This window comes from Zhongshania antarctica, assembly GCF_014202945.1.
Classification (GTDB): domain Bacteria; phylum Pseudomonadota; class Gammaproteobacteria; order Pseudomonadales; family Spongiibacteraceae; genus Spongiibacter; species Spongiibacter antarcticus.
Genome location: NZ_JACHHW010000013.1, coordinates 23,939 through 43,567, shown reverse-complemented (window position 1 = coordinate 43,567; position 19,629 = coordinate 23,939). Strand labels below are relative to the sequence as shown.

Here is a 19,629-nt window from a genome sequence, read left to right as displayed (position 1 = left end):
TCACTCGGCGTCCTTAAACCAGCTTTGCTGGCAGATTAGCGGCATTAATTTACTGTCAAACCACGCCAAAAACTCATCAAATTCAGGGTAGCGACTGGCGATGCTCAAGGTGTATTCCAACACCAGCGGCAAATCAGCCAGATACGCAGACTTACCGTCGCGTAAATTCAAACGGGCAAATATACCCAGTACCTTGATATGGCGCTGTAAGCCCATCCAGTCCACATCTTGGCAAAACTCTGCCTCAGAGCGCCCGGCCAGCAGGCCCTCCTGCATCGCCATGCGGCGATACACGCAAATCCAGTCATCAACCTGCTCTTCTGGCCAGCTGATATAGCAATCGCGGATCAACGACACCAGGTCATAGCTAATGGGGCCGACCACGGCATCCTGAAAATCAATCATGCCCAGACGTTCACCGGCCAACACCATCAAATTGCGACTGTGGAAATCGCGATGAACCAAGACCTGGGGCTGGGCAAGCGCGCGCTGGCACAACAGGGAAAACACCGCATCGAGCATCACACGTTCAGCGCTGTCGAGCTGGTAACCCAACAGACCACCCACAAACCACTCCGGAAATAGCTTCATTTCTGTGGTCAGGCGCGTCTCATCGTAAGCGGGCAAGCTGTGCTGTCCACTCGGTATTCGCTGCATAGCCAACATCACGCGAAAGGCTTGTTTATAGTAGTGATCTGCCGCTGCACTGTTCACCAGCAATGGCCACAGCAACTGGTCGCCAAAATCTTCCTGCAATAAAAAGCCCCGCGGCTTGTCCCAGCCCAACAGAGCCGGCACTCTGGCGCCATGCTTGTGCAATAAAGCCTGCACTGTCGCAAACGCCAAGTTATCCTCTTTATCTGGCGGCGCGTGCACTGCAATCACGCTTCGGCCATCATTAAGCTGCAATCGATAATAGCGGCGGAAACTGGCGTCGCCAGACACGACTGCCAAAGCATTTACCGCATCAGCCGGGCTGAGCGACAGCTGCTGCAGACACCAACTGTGTAATTCTTTCAATATGTGATCCATTTTTGTTCCGTTAAAAGCCAGATTTTCTGGCCTTTTATACTCTCAGGCGGGCATCCTAGCAGAGAATGCTTTATTATCCACCTTCGCCAATCCGGGCTCCATCGCCAAAATAAAACCATTAACCGATGCCAGTGCTTCGCCTACTTACTCTAGCTCTTATCGCCACCGCCAGCAGCGCCGCTTTAGCGCAGCCCGAAACTTGTGGTGATACCAGCAATGCAGCACTTAGCAGTGACATCAGTGACTTACCCGCCTATTACCAGCACTGGCACTGGGTACCCAATAGCCATTTAAGCAAAGCGGCACGCTGCGGCCTCACTCCTGGCTGCCAGGGACGGTTTATCGAGCCGCCCAGAAACTGGGACGGCGCTGGCGTCGCGCCCCTCAGCGCGCCCCTCAACGTCTCTGCCGACACCATTGAGTCCATTGGCGCCAAAGCCACCATGACCGGCGACGTGCAATTGCGTAAAGGCGATCTCAGCTTAGATGCAGGCTATGCCCAGTACAATCGCAGCAATAGCACAGTGTTGCTGCGTGACAATGTAATCTTGCGCCAACCCGGCATTTTACTAAGAGGCCAGTTTGCCCAAATTGATACCAATCGCGGTTTGGGCGAACTACAGCAGGCCGAAATTTTAAGCTTTCAAACTGGCGCACGGGGCACCGCTGAGCGTATTGCGAGACCCGATTACAGCCGTTTTGAAATGGACGGTGCCAGCTATACTCAGTGCACCCCCGACAATGAAACATGGTCACTCCATGCCGATAGCATTGTTCTCGACTACGACAGTGGCCGAGGCGTTGCGCGAGGCACCAGCATTCGCGTTTACGACGTTCCCGTATTTTACAGTCCCTACCTGAACTTCCCGGTAGACGAGCGCCGCGCCACTGGCTTTTTATTCCCGTCTATTGGCCTTGCCAGCAATAGTTTGGACATTTCTACGCCTTACTACCTGAATCTTGCGCCAAATTACGACGCGATTATTGCCCCGCGATTTATCGAAAATCGCGGTGAAGCGCTAGAAACCGAATTGCGCTACCTAAACCGCTACAGCGAATGGGCGGTCAGCGGCAGCTATTTACCCAATGACCAAAGTGAGAATATCGATCGCTGGCTGGTCGACGTTAAAGAGCAAGGCTTTATCAACGAGCAGTGGGGCACTGAAGTTGATTACGCCAAGGTCAGCGACATAGACTATTTTTCTGATCTTGGTCTTGCCAATTTGGCGGTTAAACGCAGCACCCACCTCAATCAACAGGGTGCACTGAATTACACTTCAGACAACTGGCGCGGCCGTCTTGAAGTTCAGCGCTACCAGACAATCGCGGTGGTAGAAGACCCCTACCAGAAGCTTCCCCAGCTGCGCTTAAATTATCAGTCACCGGCAAAGAACTTTCAGCTCGAGCCCATTATCGAGTTCGAGTACACCCAGTTCGACCACCGCGACAGCTTGCGCGATGGCGGCACCAAGGTTACTGGAGAGAGGGTCTACGCAACCGCCGGCACCAGCTTCCCTATGCGCTGGCGCTGGGGATTCATTGAGCCCGCCGTAAAAAGCCGAATGGTCAACTATGAGCTTGACGATGCCCAACTTGCTGGCATTGACGCCAGCCCCAGCGCCAGCAGCGCCCTATTCAGCGTTGATAGCGGCTTGTATTTTGAGCGCGAGCTAAGTATCAACGACCAAGCCTGGACCCAAACCCTAGAGCCGCGCTTATTTTACCGCTACTCAGAATACGAAGAGCAAAGCGATCAGCCTGATTTTGACAGCGCAGCGCTAACCTTTACCTACCAACAACTGTTTCGCGACACCCGCTTTACCGGCCACGACCGTCTCGACGACGCCAATCAGGTCGCCCTCGGTATCAGCAGCCGCTTTATTAACAATGCCGCTGGGCGCGAGGTATTAACCGCCAGCGTTGGCCAGCTCCACTATTTTGACGACGGCAAAGTGCAGCTTCCGGGTGACGATATTCGCAAAAGCAGCAACTCTGACTTTGCCGCTCAATTTCGCCTACTACCTGACGACAAGCGTTGGTTCAGCGTCGATCTTCTGTATGATGCACGGCAAGGGGTGCTTAATCAGAGCAATCTGGGCTACCATCAGCGCAGCGATAATGGCGCGCTGTTCAATCTTGGCTACACCTTCCGCCGCGAAGGCAATGAATTTGGCGGACTGGCAAACAATGTCAAGCAGGGCGATGCGTCACTGAGCCTGCCACTCAACAGTCAGTGGAAGCTATTTGCCAAGACCCAATACGACTTTGAAGACAATCGCCCCGTTGAAAACCTAATTGGCGCCGAGTATCAAAACTGTTGCTGGCTAAGCAGAGTGGTTTATCAGCGCGCGCTGGAACCCGACGACAATAGCGGGTCTAACACGAGTGGCACCGAAAATAACTCTGCGGTGCTCATTGAATTTCAATTGAAAGGACTGGGTGGACTTGGCACCGCAGTAACCAGTGTTCTTAAGGAAAGTATTTTTGGCTACCTATCTGATGAATAATATGCGTTTACTCAAAACCTTAACTGCCACGCTAATGATTGTTTTAGCGCCCTTGGCTCACGCTGAGACCAAATGGCTGGATAAAATTGTCGCCATTGTCGATGACGACATTATTCTGGCCAGTGAGCTCGATACCCGTATTGACAGCATTACGGCAAACATTGAGCGCTCTGGCAAAGAGGGTCCGCCGCCTGAGCAGTTACGCAAAGAAGTTCTGGATTTGCTGATTTTAGAAAACATCCAGCTACAGCTTGCCAACCGTTACGGCGTGCGCATTGAAGACGAAGAACTCAATGCCGCAGTAGCTCGAATTGCCGCAGGTAACAACCTGACCCTGGCGCAGTTCCAGCAGGCACTGACTGCCAGCGGCGCCTCGTATCTCGCCGTGCGCGAGCAAATCGCCAAGGAGATGATTCTCCAGCGAGTGCAAATGGGCAATGTCAGCCAGCGCATTCAAATCAGCGACCAAGAAATACAAAGCTTCCTAAAATCAGAAGAAGGTCGCCAGCGCACCGCGCCGGAATACCACTTCTCACACGTGCTCATCCCGGTTGACTCGGACGCCAGCTCGGCCCAACGTCAGCAAGCGGAAGCCAGAGCGAAAGCCCTGAGCGCCAAAATGCGCGCCGGCAAAAACATCGACAACGCCAATGACGCTATTAGTATCAGCGACCTTGGCTGGCGCAAAAGCACCGAACTGCCGTCATTGTTTATCGACGTTGCCGCCAAAATGAACGACCTCGACGTTTCGGACCCAATTCAAAGTGCTAGCGGTTTCCACATTATCCAGCTGTTAGAAAGCCGTGGTGTGAAGCAAATGGTCAAGCAGACCCGTGCCAGCCACATCCTGCTCAAGCCGTCAGCGATCCGCAGTGAAGCGCAAACAGTTGCCCTTGCTAAGGAATTGCGCCAGCGCATTCTCAATGGCGAATCCTTCCGCGATCTTGCCAAAGAATACTCTGAAGACATCGGCTCAGCGCAAGAAGGTGGCGATCTTGGCTGGACCACCCCAGGCCAACTCGTGCCGGAATTCCAGAAGGCCATGGATGAAACAGCGCCCGGTGAAATTCACGAGCCAATTGCATCAAACTACGGCTGGCATGTCATTAAAGTCGTTGAACGCCGCAATCAGGATGTGACCAAAGAAATGCGCAAGCAAATTGCTCGCAACATCATCCACGAACGCAAATATGCCGACGAACTGGATATCTGGCTGCGTAAAATTCGCAGCGAGGCCTTTGTCGACATCAAAATTTGATGCCGAGCCGCATTGCCATTACCCCCGGCGAACCTGCCGGGGTCGGCCCGGAACTCCTCGTTAAGCTGGCGCAAGACAACTATGACGTAGAACTGGTGGCTTTTGCCGATCCAGCGTTGTTAATGCAACGTGCCGCAGCCATCGGTCTACCCTTGCAATGCCTGCCCTGCAACCTTAGCGCACCCGCTCAAGCCCACCGCAGCGGCCAGCTAAAAGTCGTCGACATTGCCCTGCACAGCCCAGCGCAACCTGGGCAACTCAACACTGCCAACGCCTCCTACGTATTAGAAACCCTGCGCCAAGCTACCGATGCCTGCTTAAACCAACAATGTCAGGCACTGGTCACTGGGCCGGTTCAAAAATCCGTTATCAACGACGCCGGCATCGCCTTTAGTGGTCACACCGAGTTTCTTGAAGAACGCTGCGCTGCCGACAAAGTCGTGATGATGCTCGCCACCGAGCAATTGCGGGTAGCATTGGTAACCACCCACCTGCCCTTGAGTGCCGTTCCCGCTGCCATCACCAGCGCCACGTTACAGCGCGTGACCGAGATACTTCACCACAGCCTGCAAAGCCAATTCGGCTGTGAGCAGCCTCGTATTTTAGTGCTTGGCCTAAACCCCCATGCCGGTGAAGGCGGGCATATGGGCAGAGAAGAAATCGACACCATCATTCCCTGCCTCGACATCCTGCGCCAGCGCGGTTGGCTGCTTGAAGGCCCCATGCCCGCCGACACCGCCTTCACACCGCGCCATCTCGCCAAGTGTGACGCCGTATTGGCGATGTACCACGACCAAGGCCTGCCGGTGCTTAAATACCAAGGCTTTGGTCGCGCAGTAAACATCACCCTCGGCCTACCCATTATTCGCACCTCGGTAGACCACGGCACCGCACTCGACCTCGCCGGCAGCGGCTCGGCCGACGTCGGCAGCTTTAACGCCGCACTCAACAGTGCTATTGAAATGACTCAGCACAGCAGGAAACACCTTTAATGCAATCCCCAGCTCCACACCGGGCGCGCAAACGCTTCGGCCAAAACTTTTTAAACGACCAGGGTATTATTCGCGGTATCGTCCGCGCAATTTCGCCGCTGGCAGACCAGCGCTTACTGGAAATTGGCCCTGGCCAAGGGGCGATTACAGCGTCAATTCTCGACACAGACTGCCAGTTAGATGTCATCGAAATTGACCGCGATCTGGTGCAAATTCTGGAAGATAAATTTTCGGGCCGCGACAACTTCCAAATTCATCAGGGCGATGCCCTAAAATTTGATATTGGCGCGTTAGCGGGTGCAGAAAAACTGCGCGTGGTAGGCAACCTACCCTACAATATTTCAACCCCACTCATATTCCATTTGCTTAGCGCCCACAGCTGTATCAGCGACATGCACTTTATGCTGCAAAAAGAAGTGGTTGAGCGGCTGGCCGCTGGCCCCGGCAGCAAAACCTACGGTCGCCTCAGCATCATGGCGCAGTATTACTGTGCGATAGAATCGCTCTTTGATGTGCCGCCCGAAGCCTTTTCACCCCAACCTAAGGTACAATCCGCTATTGTTCGGTTAACGCCCTACACTGAGCTTCCCTACCCAGCTAACGACGTTAAACTATTGCAAAGAGTGGTTCGCGACGCTTTTAATCAGCGCCGCAAGACCTTGCGCAACACCCTCAAGGGCTTAATTAGCAGCGAGGGCTTGGAGGCGCTGGGCTTAGACCCAGGTATTAGACCAGAAAACGTTAGCCTAGAAAGCTATGTTGCGATTGCCAACGCCGTTGGTGACGCACAAGAAAATAATATTGCGGAGTAAGAAATGCCAGATTCAGCCCCTGTCGACATTCAGGTAGAAAGCCAATTTCTGCCAGACCAATCGGTGCCGGAAGAACAGCGCTTTGCCTTCGCCTACACCATCACCATCCGCAATACCGGTGAAGAGGCCGTGCGCCTGATCAACCGCCACTGGATAATTACTGATGGCGCCAATCAGGTTCAGGAAGTACAAGGCGAAGGCGTTATTGGCAAACAGCCGCTTATCGAACCCGGCCAATCGTTTAGTTACACCTCTGGCGCAGTGATAGAAACCGCTGTGGGTACCATGGAAGGTAGCTACGAAATGATCAGCGCGTCCGGTCGCCCCTTTATTGCACCCATTGGCATATTCTCACTAGTCCGGCCCTCGGCGCTCCACTAAGCGGCATAAAAGGAGAGTTAGATCGTGAGCAGATACGCTGTAGGGGATTTACAAGGTTGCTTAAAACCCCTGCAATGCCTGCTCAACGAGGTCGGCTTTCAAGCCGAACGCGACCAACTCTGGCTGGTTGGTGATCTCGTCAATCGCGGTCCCGACTCACTTGAAACCCTGCGTTACCTTTACAGTATTCGCAACAGTCTGCGCATTACCCTTGGCAATCACGACCTGCACTGCCTCGCATTAGCGCGCGGCGCTACCGATCGCGGCCGCCACCCTAGCCTTGAGGCCCTCCTCAACGCCCCCGACTGCGGCCAGCTTATGGACTGGCTACAGCAGCAAGCGCTAGTACTGCGTTCAGATGACGGCCGCTACCTAATGAGCCACGCTGGCATTCCGGCCAAATGGAGCAGCGAACAAGCCCTGAGCCTGAGTAATGAAATAGAAACCGTATTACAAGGCCCCGAGGCCAATAACTTTTTCACTGCGATGTACGGCAACGACCCTCTACTATGGAACAACGCCTTAAGCGGCCTGCCCCGCCTGCGCGCCATCACCAATCACTTGACTCGCATGCGCATTAGCAATGCACAAGGCGAACTGGAATTACAGTTTAAAGGCGCCCTAGCAGATATCCCTGAGGGTTACCGCCCGTGGTTCGAGTGGCATAAACCCAATGCCCGCAGCGAAACCCTTATATTCGGTCACTGGGCCGCATTGGAATGCCAAACCGGTCGCGACGATATTATCGCCCTAGACAGCGGCTGCGTATGGGGACGAGAAATGACGATACTGGATATGGATAGCGGCGAGCTGCATCGCTGCGACTGCAACTCATAGCCGGATGACTGACGTCGGACGTCTGAGGCTTAAAAGGCATTCGCTACGCTCACAGATAACCGCTTTTGCGTCGCTCACCAAGCTACTCAGCAAACGTCTTTTTCGTCCGACACCCGACCTCAGACGTCCGACTAATAGCGCTCCGCGCTATTTGCTATACTCCCCCCAAACCCAACACAGATCCCATAAACAATGAAAACCTATCTCGTCGGCGGCGCGGTGCGCGACAAATTACTCGACTACCCTTATCACGAGCGTGATTGGGTGGTGGTGGGTGCCCGCCCGGAAGATTTGCTGGCGCTGGGCTATCAACAGGTAGGCAAGGACTTTCCGGTGTTCCTGCACCCCAAATCTAAAGAAGAATATGCCCTCGCCCGCACCGAGCGTAAAAGTGGGCCCGGCTATCACGGTTTTGTCTGCGATTTCAGCCCAGACATCACCCTTGAGGAAGACCTCAGCCGTCGCGACCTAACAATTAATGCCATCGCCCAAGACGAAGATACGGCAATTATCGACCCCTATCACGGCCAACACGATCTCGACGCTAAACTACTGCGTCACGTGTCGCCCGCCTTTGCCGAAGATCCCCTGCGTATTTTGCGAGTCGCGCGTTTTGCCGCCCGTTACGCCCACCTCGGCTTTACGGTCGCCGAAGAGACCATGGCCTTGATGCGCAGCATGAGTCGCAACGGCGAGCTGGCGACCATCGCCCCAGAACGAATTTGGGTAGAGTTAAGCAAGGCCTTGGGAGAGCAGAATCCAGCGAGTTTTTTTGAGACGCTACTCACCTGCGACGCACTCGCCGCACTCTTTCCCGAATGGGCGTCTTCGTTCACGCCAGCGTTATTAGCATTGATTGATAACGCCGCCGCGCAGGCGCTGTCAACAGACCAGCGCTTTGCCATTAGCTGCAGCAATCTCGATGCCAGCAGCTGCAAAACCCTGTGCCAAAATTTGCGCGCCAGCAATAGCGCAAGCTGGCTGGCGGAGCGCTGCGCAGCCAATACGCCGCTGCCCGCACTGCCATCAGCTGATGAATGGCTAAAGATCCTAGAGCAATTTGATTACGCTCGTCGCCCCGAACAGCTAGCCAACTTTATCGACATTGCCCATCTGCTCCAGCCCAGCGAGACCCGATTGGCGATGTTAGCGGATGCCGGCGAGCAATTATGCGCCATTAGCGCTGCGGAATTAATGAGCCAAGGCTATAAGGGGGCGGAACTGGGCGCTGCTCTGCGCGAGCAACGTCTGGCAGCATTGCGTGCGATTACAGGTACAAACTAGCGGAGGTTTTTAACGCCCAAATCAGCCACGCGCTTTTTGCGTCGGCTGCATTTGCTTGTTCAACGTTGATTGCTCCAAGCGTTCAGCAAGCCATACTTTAATAATGGACTGACGAGTAACCCCTAGGCGCGAAGCCTCTTTATCAAGTGACTCAATCATCCAGGTGGGAAAATCTACGTTAACCCGTTTCTGTATTTGATTGGGACGCTTGATGGATGACAGATCAAACTCATCGACAACATCCGATTGATTATCGTCGAACTTCTTATCCAGCGATTTAGCTTTCATAAAGTGCCACCTCAGAATTTCGGGACCGCCGAACGGAGATAATCCTAATCCTGTCTGTACGGTAAGTAATAATGGCAGACCAATGCTTCCCGCCGATCATGCCGACCACCAAAGCTCTTGGCTCATCATCTGATTTAGCCATAACTTCAATAAAATCAGTATCCTGCCAGATAGCTTGGGCATCAACAAAGTCAATGCCATGCTTCTCGAAGTTAGATGCGCTCTTCTTTGGGTCAAATTCGAATGAATACATAGGTATAAAAAATATACCTTTTTAGCAATTTTGGCAAGATGGTCACTAAGGCTTTTATCAGCGATTTCTAGCGGAGCTTTATGATGGCCAGCGAAACTCAACCGGCCACAACTTCTGCTCACTGGCATAGCCCGCCCATAATTCTCGATAGGTTTTGCCGCTCACCGGGTGGCAGTGATCCGGCGCCAATTCGCTCAGTGGCCGCAGCACAAACGCGTTATACGTCACTTCGTCGCGAGGCAATTCAATGCCGGCAAAATTGCCACGGAGATTATCGTAACTAAGAATATCGATATCTAAAGTTCGCGGGCTGAATTTAGGCGCACCAACCACTCGGCCAAGACGAATCTCGATATCACGCAACAATTCTACCAAGGGCGCCAAGGCCATATCGGTATCAAAGCTCACCACCATATTTAAAAACAAACTGCCGCGAAAGCCCACCGATTCACTCTCGTAAACCGGCGACAGGCGCAGCGGCGCAAACAGCTCAGCTAGGGCATCCAGCGCTTTCACCATATGTTGGTAGCGCTGAATATTACTGCCCAAGCCCAAAAACACCTCAGCCATTCGCGTTACCAAGCCGAGAGCCGGGTATTGGCGACAGCGGCGTCCCGCGCTCAATCACCACCCCCACATCCTTGGCCTGACGCATTGCACCGGGTTTGGTGATACTTAAGCGCAGCCAGGGCACATTAAACTCGACCATTATTAGCGCCGCACACCGTTCGGCAAGTGTTTCAATCAACTGGAACTCACTATCGCGCACAAATCCAAACAAGGCTTCGGTCACCGCCTTATAATTCAATGTTTTGCTAATATCATCGTGCTCGGCAGCCGCGCGAATATCGGTACCCAGCTCCACATTCAATATCACCACCTGCCGATGCGCACGTTCCCAATCGAAAATACCGATAACGGTATCGACTTTTAATTCACTTATATAAACAATATCCATGGCGTTTCTCGCTAGGTCTGCGCGCTATCACTAATATGAAATTTTAAAATCAGACGGCATCTAACTCAGTCATTGGCCAGCGCGGACGAATAGTCACGCCGAGGCCTTCGTGCTGGCCCGCCGCTAACCGACAGTGACCTGCATAGGCGATCATGGCGCCATTGTCCGTACAAAATTCAGGCCGAGGGTAGTACACACGACCACCCGTTTTGGCTAATTTTTCTGCCAAGCGCGCCCGCAATACGGTATTGGCGCTAACACCGCCAGCAATAACCAAGGTCTTCAAATTCTCTTGTTCTAGCGCACGATGACATTTAATCACCAACGTGGCGACCACCGCCTCTTGAAACGCGGCGGCGATATCGGCCTGGTCTTGGGGATTATAAGTGCCCGCTGCTCGACTGGCTGTGACCGTGTTCAGCGTGAAGGTTTTTAAACCACTAAAACTAAAATCCAAACCGGGGCGATTCACCATGGGGCGCGGGAAGGTGTAGTGCCCCACTCGCCCCCGTTCCGCGGCCTTCGCCACCTGCGGCCCACCGGGGTAGCCCAGTTCCAGCATTTTGGCCGCCTTATCAAAGGCCTCACCAGCGGCATCATCTAAAGATTCGCCTAATAAGGTATAGCAGCCAATGCCGTCCACTCTCACCAGCTGGGTATGGCCACCAGACACCAATAAGGCAATAAAGGGAAACGCTGGGGCATCTGCCTCCAGCATCGGCGCAAGTAAGTGACCTTCCATGTGATGTACACCAATAGCAGGCACACCCCACCCATAGGCCATGGCGCGCCCAGCACAGGCTCCCACCATTAGCGCACCTGCTAGGCCTGGACCTTTAGTAAACGCCACACCGTCGAGATCTGAGCCCTGCATATTGGCTTTGGCCAGCACCTCGCGAATCAGGGGCAATAATTTGCGCACATGGTCGCGCGAGGCCAGCTCGGGCACCACGCCGCCGTATTCTGCGTGCAAGGCAATCTGGCTGTACAGTGCCTCAGCCACTAAACCCTGCTCAGTGTCATATATTGCTACTCCTGTTTCATCACAGGAGGTTTCCAGTCCTAAAACCCGCACAGTTGCCCACTTCCGACGCTAAATAAGCGCGCATGATACTGACTTCATGTTATTCGCACCAGTTATCAGCGCAATCGCTTTGCTTTTTGCGGCAACTGAGTATAGAATTCAGCGCCCTTGGAGTGCCGCTTTTAATTAATGCGGTATAGACAGCAAATTCTTGCAAAAAAAATCAGGACAGGTTTAACGGATGCCTTCAGTCAAACTCAAAGAAAACGAACCATTTGATATCGCCCTGCGCCGTTTCAAGCGCTCTTGCGAAAAAGCCGGCGTTTTAGCCGAGGTTCGCCGTCGCGAATTCTATGAAAAGCCCACCTCTGTGCGCAAGCGTCAAGCAGCTGCTGCAGTAAAGCGCCACGCGAAAAAAGTGTCACGCGACACTAAAAAGCAGCAACGCCTCTACTAAGACTTACGTCTAGTAGGGCTTTGCCCGCTAAAGATCCAATCCTCTTAACAGGGAGTCTCTGCGCATTATGGCAGACCAAACGCTGAAGCAAACGCTTAGTGACGCGATGAAAACCGCGATGCGAGCCAAAGATAAAGCGCGACTCTCTGCCGTGCGGCTGATTCTCGCCGACATTAAGCGCATTGAAGTTGACGAACGCATTGACATTGACGATGCGCGGGTTCTTGCCGTGCTCGACAAAATGCTAAAGCAACGCCGCGACTCGATCAGCCAGTACGACGGCGCTGGTCGTGTCGATCTTGCCGATCAAGAACGCTTCGAAATGGACGTTATTCAGTCTTTTCTGCCCACGCCACTGAGCGAAGCGGAATTAGACGCACTGATTAGCACCGCCATTACCAGCACTGGCGCCGACTCCATTAAAAATATGGGGCAAGTCGTTGCCATTCTCAAACCGCAGGTTCAAGGCCGCGCGGATATGGGCATGGTCAGCCAAAAGGTTAAATCGCAGCTTCAGTAGAGGACTGGCAATTTGCCCCACTCTAGTGAATTATTGTTCTGCGTAGCACCAAAATCTACGCACCCCCATCTTCGCTTTTGGATACGCTGACGTGGCCGCAAAAGGACGCATTCCGCAATCTTTTATCGACGAGCTATTGTCTCGAGTCGACATTGTTGACGTTATCAATCGTCGCGTCGCGCTCAAGAAAACCGGCAAGAATTACAGCGCGCGCTGCCCCTTTCACGACGAAAAAACCCCCTCGTTCAGCGTAAACCCTGACAAACAGTTCTATTACTGCTTTGGTTGCGGCGCAGGCGGTAATGCCATTGGCTTCATTATGGACTACGACCGCCAAGATTTTCCTGGCGCAGTCGACAATCTCTCCAGCCTTGCCGGCCTCGAAGTGCCCCGCGAAGAGATCAGCCCCCAACAGCAAATAAAGCAAGAACGCCGCAAAACCATTTACGACCTCATGGAAAAAGTGGCCGGCTATTATCAGCAGCAGCTTAGAGAGCACCCCCAAGCCCAGCGCGCCGTGGATTATTTAAAGCAACGCGGCTTGAGCGGGCGCATTGCCCGCGATTTCGACATCGGCTTTGCGCCCCCCGGCTGGGACAATCTGCTAAAAACCCTCGGCGACACCGAGGAACACCGCCAGCAATTAATTGACGGCGGCATGCTCATAGAAAAAGACGACGGCAAACTCTACGACCGTTTTCGCGACCGCATCATGTTCCCTATTCGCGACAATCGCGGCCGGGTCATTGCCTTTGGCGGCCGAGTACTGGGCGACGACAAACCCAAATACCTCAACTCGCCCGAGACCGATATATTCCACAAAGGCAAAGAGCTTTACGGCCTTTACCAAGCCCGCCAGAACAATCGCCACCTTGAACAACTGCTGGTGGTCGAAGGCTATATGGACGTGGTGGCCCTAGCTCAGCACGGCATTATGACTGGCATCGCCACCCTCGGCACCGCCAGCAATACCGAGCACCTGCGCACTGCCTTCCGCTATGCCAGCGAGTTGATTTTTTGTTTTGACGGCGACGCCGCCGGCCGCAAAGCCGCTGAGCGCGCCCTTGAAAATGCACTACCGACCATGGAAGACGGCCGCCGCATCCGTTTTTTGTTTTTACCCGAAGGCGACGATCCAGACAGCGTTGTGAACCGCGATGGCGCGGCGGGCTTTCAAAAACTCCTCGCCCAAGCCCAGCCGCTGGAACGCTATTTTTTCGAGTCTTTCCACAGTCAGACTGACCCCAGCACCCTCGAAGGCAAAGCGCGCCTGAGCAAACTAGCCCTACCCATGTTGCAATTGCTGCCGCCTGGGGTTTTTCGCCAGCTTATGCTCGACTCGCTGGCAGAACGCACTGGCCTTAGTCGGCACGCGCTCGACCAGTTACTGGACGACACGAAGCCCGCCCCTCAAGCCACAGAAACCAGCAGTCGCCCCCCGGTAGCGCCAAGCACCCGCAGCACCAAAAAACTGGTCGCCAACCTACCCAGCACCAGCCGTGACCCACTGCTATTTGCCCTCGCAATGGTACTCTTCAACCCCCGCGGCGCGGCAAATCAGCACCTCGCACTCGGCGCAGATGAGACCTCAGCGGCCGCAAACCTACTCAGCGATATTCTAAAATTACTCAACAAACGCCCCGGCTCTAGCACCGCTATGCTACTGGGCCACTGGTATGGCCAAGCTGAGTACGACATTTTAATTGAGGCCCTAAAAACCATCGCCCTGCTCGGCCCGGAGCTAGACGATGAAAAGGCCCAACTCGCCTTTTTAGATACTCTCAGCCATCTCGACACCCAAAAATCGCAACAACATTTGCGCCAACAAGTTGAACAATTACGCGAGCACGGCCAACTCGACAAAGCTGTCAGCGACGGCTACGCTGAACTTAGTGACGACCTCAAACAACAGCTCTTGGCCATTCAACAGCTACTCAAGCACAAACATCAGCGCTAATACTTTGGCCAATCCCTGAACGTAGCCGGAATTTACTGGTCGTATAGGGTCTAAATAGAGTATAATTTGCGGCTAATTTTTCACCTGCACCTAGCGAGTAATTTGAAAGAATGAGTGACTCTAAGCATCAATCGCGACTCAAGCAACTCATTGCCAAAGGCAAGGAGCAGGGTTATCTAACGTACTCTGAGGTCAACGACCACCTGCCGGAAGATATTTCTGATCCGGATCAGGTCGAAGAAATCATTCAAATGATTAATGACATGGGTATCCAGGTGTTTGAACACGCACCTGATGAAGATACCCTGATCATGGCTGGCGGCGATTCGCCAGATGATATTGCCGCTGCCGAAGCAGCCGCAGCGCTGGCCGCCGTTGAAACGGAAACTGGTCGCACCACCGACCCCGTGCGCATGTATATGCGTGAAATGGGTACGGTTGAGCTGCTGACCCGCGAAGGCGAAATTGTTATCGCCAAGCGCATTGAGGAAGGCATTCGGGAAGTGATGGCTGCGCTGGCTTACTACCCCGGCGTTGTCACCGGCATTTTGGCTCAGTACGACAAAGTCGCCACCGAAGAACGCCGTTTGGGCGACATTATGAGCGGCTATTTGAACCCCGCTGAAAATGTACAATCACCTCAGCAGCAGGCTGCTGCTGCCGCTGAAGCCGCCGAGGCAAACAACACCACCGCTGACGCCGAAGACGAAGACGAAGCCGTATCTGGCCCAGATCCAGAAGAAGCCCGTATTCGCTTTGCCGCGCTGCAAGAGCAATCTGACAAAGTTGAAGCGTCAATTGCCGAGCATGGTCGCTACAGCAAGCAAACCGCAAAAGAATTGAACGAACTAGGTGAGATCTTCAAGTACTTCAAACTCACCCCAGCCATGTTCGACCCCCTCATTGAAGAAGTGCGCACTACATTGAGCTCTATTCGCTCAATGGAACGGGAAATCATGACCGTTTGCGTAAAAAATGTTGGCATTGATCGCAAAGAGTTTATTCGCAGCTTTCAAGGTAATGAAGCCAACCTCAAGTGGGGCGACGAGCTGCTTAAAAAGCATCCTAAGCTAGCCGACTACAGCGATGTTATTCGCCGCCTCCAGAATAAGATTGCCTATATCGAAGAGCGTCAAGACCTGACTATTTCCGATATTAAAGAAATTAACCGCCGGGTATCCATCGGTGAGGCTCGCGCTCGCCGCGCCAAGAAAGAAATGGTTGAGGCCAACCTACGTCTGGTTATTTCCATTGCTAAAAAATACACCAACCGTGGCCTGCAATTCCTCGATTTGATTCAGGAAGGCAACATCGGCCTGATGAAAGCGGTAGACAAGTTCGAATACCGTCGTGGTTACAAATTTTCTACCTATGCAACATGGTGGATTCGTCAGGCGATCACCCGCTCTATTGCCGACCAGGCGCGGACCATCCGTATTCCTGTGCACATGATCGAAACCATCAACAAGCTCAACCGTATCTCGCGGCAGATGCTTCAGGAGATGGGCCGTGAGCCAACGCCAGAAGAGCTTGGCGAGCGCATGGAAATGCCAGAAGACAAGGTTCGTAAAGTACTGAAGATTGCCAAAGAGCCAATCTCAATGGAAACCCCGATTGGCGATGACGAAGATTCGCACCTCGGTGATTTTATCGAAGACGGCACAATCTCTTCACCGATAGAATCGGCGACCGGAGAAGGCCTTCGCGAAGCGACTAAAGACGTACTGGCTGGCCTAACGGCTCGCGAAGCAAAAGTACTGAGAATGCGCTTTGGTATTGATATGAATACCGACCACACGCTTGAAGAAGTGGGTAAGCAGTTTGACGTAACCCGCGAGCGGATTCGTCAAATTGAAGCCAAGGCACTGCGCAAATTGCGGCACCCAACCCGCTCAGATCATCTGCGCAGCTTCCTCGACGAGTAAGTCTGTTATGGCCGAGGCAGCGCGCCTCGGCCATAAATTCGACACCGAGTGATTTAAAAACAAAGCACACGGACTACAGATTAATGCCTCTACGCCTTTCCTGCTTTACCCTGCTCTGCACCTTTGTTATTAGCGCCTGCCAAACCCCGCCTACGCCTCATACTCCAGAACCTATCGAGATACAGACGGCACTGCAGCATTTTGAACATAAACAATACCAAGCAGCGGCGACAAGCTTTCAAGCGGCTCTCGACACCGGTAGCGAACGATTAAGCCAGCAAGCACTGGCGGGACTGTGTTTACTGCACCTGCAAAACCAAGACATTGTGGCAGCAACGCGCACCCTCGACGAACTTTATCAACGCGCATTGCGCAAGCCGCAACACGATAACAGCCTTAAAATGTTGCGCATTAGCTTACAGCTTAATTTAGAAAACACGCTGCGCCTGACCCTAGAAAGCCAAAGCCGACAAGCCGCCGAAGCGAAGCAGCAACAGCTCCACAATGAAGTCCTAGCCCTGCAGCGCGCATTGGCGAAATTACGTCAACTGAGCCTACAGTAAAGACTTACACAATTTAACTGCGATTTAGATACGCGCCCAACTGATCACACAGACTCTGAATATCAGACTCCGTCTGGGCCAACATAATCGGTACCTTGCGGCCATAATCTTTACGCAAAAACGCTAAGAAATCGTTTACCGCATCCGTATCACTGTGCGGCCCTACGATAATGAGCTGCCACGGCAAATCCTCCAGCAAGGCCTTCGCCTTGGCGACCTCCACGCAATGATAAATTTCCCAATATTCCGCGCCAGGCAATAGCGCGATGGCTTTCGCTAAAGCGTCACCTTGTTCGAGCAACAATAAATTTCCGACCGCGGTGGCCGGCAGGAGCTCGTGCACAACAGCCGTCAATGTTGCACTATCTACCGGTTTCACTAAGTATTCATTCGCGCCCAGCAACAAGCTAAGATCGCGCTCATTGAGCATCGACAGCATTAACACCGGCACATCAAATAGCGCCGGATCACTGCGTAAATTGTGTAACACTTGCCAGCCGTCCATGCCGGGCATCATCACATCGAGAATAATGACGTCTGGACGCTGGGACCTTGCCATACGCATGCCCTCAACACCGGAATTAGCCAGATGCACTTTATACCCAGCCTTGACTAGTGTTCGCGCACTTAACTCCAATGCCGCCGGGTCGTCATCTATAACCAACACATCGCCAATGCTGGCACCATCAAACTCCGTGCTTAAACCAAGTTCCTGAGCATCTAACGGCAGTACCAACTCAAATCGCGAGCCCTCACCCTCCTGACTTTCAGCGGTAATCGAACCCCCTAATAATTCGGCAAATTTGCGGGATATCGTCAAGCCCAAACCCGAGCCACCGTACTGTTTGGTGGTCGACAAATCAGCTTGCACGAAGGCGTCAAACACCCGCCCCAACTGTTCCTCACTCATACCAATGCCATTGTCACGCACTTCTGCAACAAGGTAGGAGCGACCACTCACCAATTTTTCCAACACTGAGAGCTGGACATCCCCCTGCCGCGTAAACTTAGCCGCATTACTGAGCAGGTTTAAAAGTATTTGGCGCAAGCGGGTCACATCAGTCCGTATCAATTCGCTCTGCAGCTCAAAGTGACAGTGCAAGGTGTTGCCATTCTTGGCCATTAGCGGCGCCATAGTCACTTCAACGTCACGCAAAACCTCCTCTAACGCAACATCCTCCCAATAGACCGCCATGCGCCCGGATTCAATTTTTGAGATATCCAAGACATCATTAATCAGGGTGAGCAGATGTTTACCGGCAAGCTGAATTTTCGCCAAATCGGGACGCAAGCGCTCGACCGGCATTTCTGGCTCGTCTTCAATATCTTCAAGAAGCATTTCAGAGTAGCCAATAATGGCGTTCATGGGTGTGCGCAGCTCATGACTCATATTCGCCATAAAGCCACTTTTAGCCTGATTGGCTGCATCGGCCCGGCGGCTCGCATCGCGAACCCGCGCCATCGCTTCTCGCAGATTAGAGGCCATGTCATCAAAGGACTTGGCGAGCTGGCCAAACTCATCGTAGCCCATATCGCCAATGCTGTAGTCAAAATTGCCACTGCCCCACTCGGCAGTACCCTTCTGCAATTGCCGAATAGAACGTCGGGTATAGCGGGTCATGTAATAACCCAGAATAAAGGTCGTCAGCAGCGCCAACAAAAACACCCCCAAGGCGACTTTATTCGTCTTGCTCACCACATTGCGCAAACCGACGTTAATTTCGTCTGAACGGGTCAATAAATACCATTCATTGGCGCTAATTCTCCCGCTTAGCGCCTCGTACTCACGCTGCACATTCGCTGTATCTAAGTCACTGCCATGCTCAAGAAAATCACGCCAGCGGCGCAGCATTAATTGTGCTTCCAAATACTGATAACGGCCTTCTTCCAAATACTCTTGCAAGTCATCGTTCAACTCGCCCTCGAGCGCCAATAAGGCATCGATTGTGCTGAGTAACTCTTGCCGCTCCGGCTCAGTAATGCGGTTTTCTATCCCCGACTCCGACAAAGCATCAACAACCAAAATTTTACGATGAATACTGTACATTCGCTGACTGAAATCATTGAGCTCAGACTGGGTGCGAATCACATGTTGCAACAGCCACACATTCCGACGACGCGAGTCGTTTCCCCAAACCTGAATAAGCACACTGCCCAATGACAGCATTAAAATAGCGACAAATGATAATGTCAGCCGACGGGTAAAACTCATCCCACGCGCCCTAGCAAGCGTTCAATTTTGGACAGGAGACGCGGCAGATCAACCGGTTTGGTATCGTAATCGTCACAGCCCGCCTGCAGTGCGCGCTGTCGGTCATCAGCCATAGCATGAGCGGTCAAGGCAATAATGGGAATATGACTAAGCCCGTTATCGGCCTTCATTTCACTTGCCACTTGCCAACCGTCTTTCACTGGCAAGCTCATATCCAATAGTAGCAAATCAGGCATTTCTGCTCGGCACAGGTCAATGCCTTGCTGACCATCTATGGCCAGTAACACCTGGTAGCCCTTGCGTTGCAATCGCCGACTCAACATATCGCGATTCATTTCATTGTCTTCAACCAGTAATACTTTTGGCATC

General features: G+C 53.0%; 20 protein-coding genes. 12 read left to right on the top strand and 8 right to left on the bottom strand.

Going from position 1 to position 19,629, the window contains the following annotated elements:
* Nucleotides 1–1,032, bottom strand: coding sequence for an aminoglycoside phosphotransferase family protein (locus HNQ57_RS16720; protein WP_184464919.1), 1,032 nt, complete (start codon nt 1,030–1,032; stop codon nt 1–3).
* A gap of 125 nt (nt 1,033–1,157) precedes the next feature.
* Between HNQ57_RS16720 and HNQ57_RS16715 the strand changes: the two genes are divergently transcribed.
* The 7 genes from HNQ57_RS16715 (at nt 1,158) to HNQ57_RS18110 (ending at nt 9,103) form a co-directional block, all read left to right on the top strand.
* On the top strand, nt 1,158–3,539 hold the full coding sequence (locus tag HNQ57_RS16715) for an LPS-assembly protein LptD (protein WP_184464917.1): 2,382 nt from the start codon (nt 1,158–1,160) through the stop codon (nt 3,537–3,539).
* Entirely contained in the window at nt 3,517–4,797 is a 1,281-nt protein-coding gene (locus HNQ57_RS16710) for a peptidylprolyl isomerase (RefSeq protein WP_184464915.1), read from the top strand. The genes HNQ57_RS16715 and HNQ57_RS16710 overlap by 23 nt, the downstream gene beginning before the upstream one ends.
* Nucleotides 4,797–5,789 (top strand): 4-hydroxythreonine-4-phosphate dehydrogenase PdxA, encoded by a 993-nt coding sequence (pdxA, locus tag HNQ57_RS16705; protein WP_184464913.1) that lies wholly within the window; start codon nt 4,797–4,799, stop codon nt 5,787–5,789. Before HNQ57_RS16710 ends, pdxA begins: the two co-directional genes overlap by 1 nt.
* Nucleotides 5,789–6,601 (top strand): 16S rRNA (adenine(1518)-N(6)/adenine(1519)-N(6))-dimethyltransferase RsmA, encoded by an 813-nt coding sequence (rsmA, locus tag HNQ57_RS16700; protein ID WP_184464911.1) that lies wholly within the window; start codon nt 5,789–5,791, stop codon nt 6,599–6,601. Before pdxA ends, rsmA begins: the two co-directional genes overlap by 1 nt.
* A gap of 3 nt (nt 6,602–6,604) precedes the next feature.
* Complete coding sequence (gene apaG / locus HNQ57_RS16695; protein ID WP_008248451.1) at nt 6,605–6,982, top strand: Co2+/Mg2+ efflux protein ApaG; 378 nt, start codon at nt 6,605–6,607, stop codon at nt 6,980–6,982.
* A gap of 24 nt (nt 6,983–7,006) precedes the next feature.
* A complete protein-coding gene (locus HNQ57_RS16690; RefSeq protein ID WP_184464909.1) occupies nt 7,007–7,819 on the top strand; it encodes a symmetrical bis(5'-nucleosyl)-tetraphosphatase in 813 nt (270 codons plus the stop codon).
* Between the two features lie 192 nt (nt 7,820–8,011).
* A complete protein-coding gene (locus tag HNQ57_RS18110; RefSeq protein ID WP_184464907.1) occupies nt 8,012–9,103 on the top strand; it encodes a tRNA nucleotidyltransferase/poly(A) polymerase-related protein in 1,092 nt (363 codons plus the stop codon).
* Nucleotides 9,104–9,124: 21 nt separating this feature from the next.
* Here the strand turns inward: HNQ57_RS18110 and brnA are convergent, their stop codons facing one another.
* The 5 genes from brnA to tsaD all read right to left on the bottom strand — a co-directional run bounded on the left by brnA (nt 9,125) and on the right by tsaD (nt 11,677).
* Entirely contained in the window at nt 9,125–9,391 is a 267-nt protein-coding gene (gene brnA / locus HNQ57_RS16680; RefSeq protein WP_184464905.1) for a type II toxin-antitoxin system BrnA family antitoxin, read from the bottom strand.
* Complete coding sequence (locus HNQ57_RS16675; protein WP_184464903.1) at nt 9,381–9,644, bottom strand: BrnT family toxin; 264 nt, start codon at nt 9,642–9,644, stop codon at nt 9,381–9,383. The genes brnA and HNQ57_RS16675 overlap by 11 nt, the downstream gene beginning before the upstream one ends.
* A gap of 78 nt (nt 9,645–9,722) precedes the next feature.
* Nucleotides 9,723–10,214 carry a 2-amino-4-hydroxy-6-hydroxymethyldihydropteridine diphosphokinase gene (folK, locus tag HNQ57_RS16670; protein WP_184464901.1) on the bottom strand — a complete coding sequence of 164 codons (492 nt, stop codon included), beginning with the start codon at nt 10,212–10,214 and terminating at the stop codon, nt 9,723–9,725.
* The gene (gene folB / locus HNQ57_RS16665; protein ID WP_184464899.1) at nt 10,207–10,602 is read right to left on the bottom strand and encodes a dihydroneopterin aldolase; all 396 of its coding nucleotides are present in this window, start codon (nt 10,600–10,602) and stop codon (nt 10,207–10,209) included. The genes folK and folB overlap by 8 nt, the downstream gene beginning before the upstream one ends.
* A gap of 49 nt (nt 10,603–10,651) precedes the next feature.
* Complete coding sequence (tsaD, locus tag HNQ57_RS16660; RefSeq protein WP_184464897.1) at nt 10,652–11,677, bottom strand: tRNA (adenosine(37)-N6)-threonylcarbamoyltransferase complex transferase subunit TsaD; 1,026 nt, start codon at nt 11,675–11,677, stop codon at nt 10,652–10,654.
* Between the two features lie 190 nt (nt 11,678–11,867).
* On the opposite strand from tsaD, the gene rpsU reads away from it, so the two are divergent.
* The 5 genes from rpsU to HNQ57_RS16635 all read left to right on the top strand — a co-directional run bounded on the left by rpsU (nt 11,868) and on the right by HNQ57_RS16635 (nt 17,048).
* Complete coding sequence (rpsU, locus tag HNQ57_RS16655) at nt 11,868–12,083, top strand: 30S ribosomal protein S21 (protein WP_008248432.1); 216 nt, start codon at nt 11,868–11,870, stop codon at nt 12,081–12,083.
* A 67-nt stretch (nt 12,084–12,150) separates the two neighbouring features.
* Nucleotides 12,151–12,603: a GatB/YqeY domain-containing protein gene (locus HNQ57_RS16650; RefSeq protein WP_184464895.1), complete on the top strand. Its 453-nt coding sequence runs from the start codon at nt 12,151–12,153 to the stop codon at nt 12,601–12,603.
* 91 nt (nt 12,604–12,694) lie between these two features.
* Complete coding sequence (gene dnaG / locus HNQ57_RS16645) at nt 12,695–14,560, top strand: DNA primase (RefSeq protein ID WP_184464893.1); 1,866 nt, start codon at nt 12,695–12,697, stop codon at nt 14,558–14,560.
* A gap of 110 nt (nt 14,561–14,670) precedes the next feature.
* Nucleotides 14,671–16,485, top strand: a complete 1,815-nt coding sequence (gene rpoD / locus HNQ57_RS16640; RefSeq protein ID WP_184464891.1) for an RNA polymerase sigma factor RpoD — start codon at nt 14,671–14,673, stop codon at nt 16,483–16,485.
* Nucleotides 16,486–16,568: 83 nt separating this feature from the next.
* Nucleotides 16,569–17,048, top strand: a complete 480-nt coding sequence (locus HNQ57_RS16635) for a hypothetical protein (protein ID WP_184464888.1) — start codon at nt 16,569–16,571, stop codon at nt 17,046–17,048.
* 13 nt (nt 17,049–17,061) lie between these two features.
* On the opposite strand, the gene HNQ57_RS16630 is transcribed toward HNQ57_RS16635, so the two are convergent.
* Entirely contained in the window at nt 17,062–19,260 is a 2,199-nt protein-coding gene (locus HNQ57_RS16630) for an ATP-binding response regulator (RefSeq protein ID WP_184464886.1), read from the bottom strand.
* Nucleotides 19,257–19,628: a response regulator gene (locus HNQ57_RS16625; protein ID WP_184464884.1), complete on the bottom strand. Its 372-nt coding sequence runs from the start codon at nt 19,626–19,628 to the stop codon at nt 19,257–19,259. Before HNQ57_RS16625 ends, HNQ57_RS16630 begins: the two co-directional genes overlap by 4 nt.
* Nucleotide 19,629 lies beyond the last annotated feature (1 nt).